This is a genomic window from Flavobacterium sp. (assembly GCF_035760125.1).
Lineage (GTDB): Bacteria > Bacteroidota > Bacteroidia > Flavobacteriales > Flavobacteriaceae > Flavobacterium.
Window position 1 is genome coordinate 1 of sequence record NZ_DASTTN010000365.1, and the last position, 5175, is coordinate 5175.

Annotated in this window: 7 protein-coding genes; 4 read left to right on the forward strand and 3 right to left on the reverse strand. The window is 33.1% G+C overall.

Going from position 1 to position 5175, the window contains the following annotated elements; genetic code table 11:
• Nucleotides 1-271 precede the first annotated feature (271 nt).
• The gene (locus VFS71_RS13025; protein WP_326401731.1) at nt 272-964 is read left to right on the forward strand and encodes a 2'-5' RNA ligase family protein; all 693 of its coding nucleotides are present in this window, start codon (nt 272-274) and stop codon (nt 962-964) included.
• A 5-nt stretch (nt 965-969) separates the two neighbouring features.
• Here VFS71_RS13025 and VFS71_RS13030 read toward each other — a convergent pair whose 3' ends face one another.
• Complete coding sequence (locus tag VFS71_RS13030) at nt 970-1755, reverse strand: sulfite exporter TauE/SafE family protein (RefSeq protein ID WP_326401732.1); 786 nt, start codon at nt 1753-1755, stop codon at nt 970-972.
• 193 nt (nt 1756-1948) lie between these two features.
• On the opposite strand from VFS71_RS13030, the gene rlmH reads away from it, so the two are divergent.
• Entirely contained in the window at nt 1949-2422 is a 474-nt protein-coding gene (gene rlmH, locus VFS71_RS13035; RefSeq protein WP_326401733.1) for a 23S rRNA (pseudouridine(1915)-N(3))-methyltransferase RlmH, read from the forward strand.
• A gap of 67 nt (nt 2423-2489) precedes the next feature.
• Here rlmH and VFS71_RS13040 read toward each other — a convergent pair whose 3' ends face one another.
• Together VFS71_RS13040 and folP are read right to left on the reverse strand one after the other, a co-directional pair.
• On the reverse strand, nt 2490-3107 hold the full coding sequence (locus VFS71_RS13040) for a hypothetical protein (RefSeq protein WP_326401734.1): 618 nt from the start codon (nt 3105-3107) through the stop codon (nt 2490-2492).
• A 2-nt stretch (nt 3108-3109) separates the two neighbouring features.
• Nucleotides 3110-3931, reverse strand: coding sequence for a dihydropteroate synthase (gene folP / locus VFS71_RS13045; protein ID WP_326401736.1), 822 nt, complete (start codon nt 3929-3931; stop codon nt 3110-3112).
• 87 nt (nt 3932-4018) lie between these two features.
• Between folP and VFS71_RS13050 the strand changes: the two genes are divergently transcribed.
• Nucleotides 4019-4561 (forward strand): DUF1599 domain-containing protein, encoded by a 543-nt coding sequence (locus VFS71_RS13050; protein WP_326401738.1) that lies wholly within the window; start codon nt 4019-4021, stop codon nt 4559-4561.
• A gap of 56 nt (nt 4562-4617) precedes the next feature.
• Nucleotides 4618-5175: MauE/DoxX family redox-associated membrane protein (locus tag VFS71_RS13055; RefSeq protein WP_326401741.1), on the forward strand; the 558-nt coding region annotated here is incomplete at its 3' end.

Here is a 5175-nt window from a genome sequence, read left to right on the forward strand (position 1 = left end):
CATTACAATTGGCATAAAATCATATGACAAACTGACATTTTAAAAATCATTTAGGCAAGACCACATTAGGAAAAGGGGCCAAATTCAACACACGCTTATTCAGCCCCTTTCCCTAATGCGGTCGGGCTATCCGCGCTACTTCGGTAGCTTGCTTCTATCCCTCTTGCAATCCTAACATCATTAGTCTGTGCCAGAAAATCAAATTTGACATACCTTTATACCCAATTACTATCAAATAAATTAATTCAACAATCAAATCAGAAAAATCAACATGAATCTGAAGGAACATTACAATCGTCTTTACGTCAATTCTATCGAAAACATAAAAAAAGACCAATACATAATAGACCACTTGATTGATTCTTCTTCCGACAATCGATTCGGAATTACGGTACTAATAAGACCGTCATTAGAAGTTAAAAATAAGATTCAAGATTTTCTGAACGAGCTTAAAAAAAGTAACCCCAATCAATATTATTACCCAAATTCGGATATACATATTACTGTTTTATCCATTATATCATGTCACGATGGATTTGATTTAAAGACTATCTCAATTCCTGAGTATAGCAAAATAATTCAAAAGAGCATCGAAGACATAAAAGATTTAGAAATCCATTTTCAAGGAATTACGGCATCCAATTCTGCCATAATGGTTCAGGGATTTACAAACAATAATTCGTTAGATCAATTAAGGGACAACCTAAGAATAAATTTTAAAAATTCGGGACTACAACAAAGTATTGACAGCCGTTATACCATTCAAACCGCTCATTCAACAATAATGCGCTTTAAAGAAGAAATTATAGACAAGGAAACCCTATTGAAATCTTTAGAGAAATATAGAGCTTTTGATTTTGGTAAATTCAAAGTAGAAAAAATAGAACTCGTACATAATGATTGGTACCATCGAGAGCATTTCACACAACAATTATATTCTTTTGTTTTAAAAACAAACCCTTAAAAAGTTTAGGCAACCAACTTAAAACCAACATAGAACAACATTACTGCAATTGCATTTCTAAGTAACAAATCAGGTAGTTTACCACTCAACATACTTCCTAAATATATTCCAGGTAACGAACCCAATAATAAATGTCCTAATATATTCAAATCCAAATTTCCCATTGAAGCATGCCCCAATCCGGCAACAAGCGTCAAAGGCACTGCGTGCGCAATCTCAGTTCCCACCAATTTTGGAGTAGGCAAAAGCGGATATAAAAAAAACAAAGTAACCGTCCCTAAGGCTCCAGCACCAATCGAAGTAAGAGTCACTGTTGCTCCTAACATCACACCTATAGCAACCGTTAATAAATTTTGGGTTCTACTCTCGCTATGAAATTTATCTCCAGCGTGTTTTTGCGAAAAAATCAACAATTTCTTTTTAAAAATAATGGCTACCGATGTAAACAACAATGCCCATCCTAGACTATATTTTATAACCTTATTCAAAACTTCAAGGTCAGTTTTCAAATAATGAAGAATCCATAAAGTTAGTAAAGCGGCAGGAACACTACCCAAAGTTAACCAACCAGTTATAGTCCAATTGATATTTTTCTTCTTATTATGAACATAAACACCACCTGATTTGGTAATAGCTGCGTATAATAAATCGGTACCAACCGCAGTTGAAGGTGGAATTCCAAACCAAAGTAAAATAGGGGTCATCAAAGAACCACCGCCTACACCTGTCATCCCCACAATAAAGCCAACTACCAATCCCGCAACTATTAATCCCATTAAGTCCATAGACATTCTATTATTTTTGACAAAAATAGATAAAACATTATGATAACCAAATGATTTAAGGAAAATAAAAATTCTTTTAATTTTATAAGACTCAATAAAATTTCATAAAAGCTTATTTAGACATGATGCCACAAACTTCTGTGCGAAACAATGAATTACAAAGTCTTTTGTAACTTTGCAGTTTTGAAAACCAACAAAGATGAACATCAAACTGATCGCAATCGGCAAAACCGACAATAAATCACTACAAACCTTAATTGACGATTATACGAAACGATTGTCTTTTTACATTAAGTTTGATTTAGAAATTATTCCAGATATCAAAAACGTAAAAAACTTATCGGAAAGCCAACAAAAAGAAAAGGAAGGTGAACTTATTTTGTCTAAAATCTCTCCAACAGACCAACTCATTTTATTAGATGAAAACGGAAAAACCTTTTCCAGCGTCACCTTTTCAACCGAATTGCAAAAGAAGATGAACTCTGGCGTAAAAACATTGGTTTTTGTGATTGGTGGCCCTTATGGTTTTTCAGAAACGGTTTATGCCAAAGCAAATGGAAAAATCTCCCTTTCACTAATGACATTTTCACATCAAATGGTACGTTTGTTTTTTATAGAACAATTGTATCGCGGATTTACCATTTTGAGAAACGAACCGTATCATCACCAATAAAAGAGTATTCAGTTAGCGGTCGCGGTGTTCTGTTCCGGTGATGCAAAAAACATTCAGTTGTCAGGATTTAATAGATGAATTCTTGATTTGATATAAATTTCCATTCAATACTTCTCATAAATATTTTCAAATTAATATAATTATCAAATAACATATTTTTGTCAAAACAATAGAAAACATCCTTATTTGCAGAATTTTGCTTTATATAATTTTCCAAATCATTTTTAGCAATTACTTTGTTGTTAACTAATATTTTATTGTTTTTATCAAAATAAACTTCAACTCCAGACTTCGGCTTCTTCATTTTATAATACACTTGCGTAAAAGGAACAAAAGCTAAGTTTTTACCAATACTGTCTGCATAGGAATAATAATTCTGCGCCAATTCATTTCGATGCTCTTTTTCTTCCCGCTTTCGTTGTTGCAGTTTCATTACTTCTGGAATAACCAATCGTAAAGGCAAGCGTTTGTCGATATTCAAAATCCAATTGGTGGTGATAATACTGTTTTTTCTATTTACTTCTGCCAAAGTATCTTTGCCCTTTACCCTAAAAAAAATGTAGATAGGAGACAAATCCACAACTTCTTTTACGATAGTTTGATCAGCCTTTGGCAATAAAATATCTTCTTTATTACCACAAGAAAAACAAAACAATAGTACAATTCCAAATAAATATTCTTTCATTATTAATTCAATTTACTAAATAAACGAACACATTCAACAGCTTCTTTCACATCATGAACCCGAAGTATTTTTACTCCTTTTGTTAACGAAATCGTATTCAAAACCGTGGTACCGTTTAGGGCCATTTCAGCGTTTGTTTCCAATGTTTTGTAAATCATTGATTTCCTCGAAATCCCAACTAACAAAGGCAACTCAAGCATTTGAAACAACTCCATTTTTTGCATCACTGCATAATTTTGTTCCAATGTTTTAGCAAAACCAAAACCAGGATCCACAATCAAATCGTTTATGCCAAGTGCTCTTGCAACAGCAATCCGTTCCGAAAAATAGAATATCATTTCCTTAATTATATCCTCGTATTGTACAAATTCATGCATTGTTTGCGGCGTTCCTTTCATGTGCATCATAATATATGGAACTTGATATTTAGCAATGGTTTCAAGCATTTTAGCATCCAATTTTCCAGCCGAAATATCATTGATAATTGCCGACCCGTTTTCAATACACCTCTTTGCTACTTCAGCCCGAAAAGTATCAATTGACAATATAGTCTCCGGAAAATGTTTTTGCAGTAAATTAACAACAGGAATTATTCTTGATATCTCTTCTTCTTCAGAAACAAACTCGGCATTAGGCCTGCTCGAATATGCGCCTACATCAATAAAATCAGCTCCTTCATTGAGCATTTTTTCAACTCTTTTCAGAAGCTCGTTTTCATCTTTATACTTTCCACCGTCAAAAAAAGAGTTGGGAGTTATATTCAAAATCCCCATTACTTTTGGCGTGGACAAGTCAATAAGTTGTCCTTTACAATTTATAGTCATTCCAATTTGGTTTTAGAAACTTAAAGTTCTGCATTCAAAAAAATTATTCTTATTTTTGAAGCAATTTTATACAAATATACACCAATAATGAAGAATACTTCACAAGAATATGATAACGTGATTGCCATTTGTCGCTCACTATTTATCAACAAAATGAAAGATTACGGTAGTGCTTGGCGCATTTTGAGGCTTCCATCTCTAACCGATCAAATTTTCATAAAAGCTCAAAGAATTAGAAGTTTACAAGAAAATGAAATTCGTAAAATCGATGAAGACGAAACAGGAGAATTCATTGGTATCATCAATTATTCGATTATGGCTTTAATTCAATTGGAATTGGGTGTGGTCGATCAACCCGATTTAGATACCGAAAAAGCAACCCAATTATACGATGCCAAAGTTGCCTTGACCAAAGAACTAATGGAAAACAAAAACCATGATTACGGAGAAGCTTGGCGTGATATGCGAGTAAGTTCACTAACCGATTTGATCTTGCAAAAACTACTTCGTGTGAAACAAATTGAAGACAATAAAGGTAAAACTATCGTATCAGAAGGAATTGATGCCAATTATCAAGACATGATTAATTACTCGATTTTTGCTTTGATCCTTATGGGGTTTAAGAAATAACAACTCATTAACAAGATTAAAAAAACCTTCCTATATCTTTGTTTAAAACATAAAAAATGAAAAACATAATTACCCAATTCTCCCGAATTTTCGTTGGAGTTCTATTTATAATCTCAGGATTAATCAAACTAAATGACCCAGTAGGATTCTCCTACAAACTAGCCGAATATTTTAGTGAGCCGGTTTTTAACATGCCTTTTTTCGTCCCTTATTCCTTAGCCATAGCGTTATTTATAGTAATCCTTGAAGTGCTTTTGGGCGTGATGTTACTCATCGGTTTTAAATCAAAATTAACCATTTGGCTTTTGTTGCTTTTAATCATCAAGTTCACTTTCCTGACATTCTATTCCGCATATTTTGACGTTGTAAAAGACTGCGGATGTTTTGGTGATGCATTACATCTTACGCCTTGGCAATCCTTTACAAAAGACATTGTTTTATTGTTCTTTATACTGATTCTATTTGTGAACATGAAATTGGTTAAACCCTTATTCAGTAATAAAATTCAAAATGGTCTAGCAACATTATCCCTTATTCTGTGTGCATTTATGGGATATTGGGTAATCAATCACTTGCCACTAAAAGATTTTCGTGCATTCAAAGTAGGAAACAAT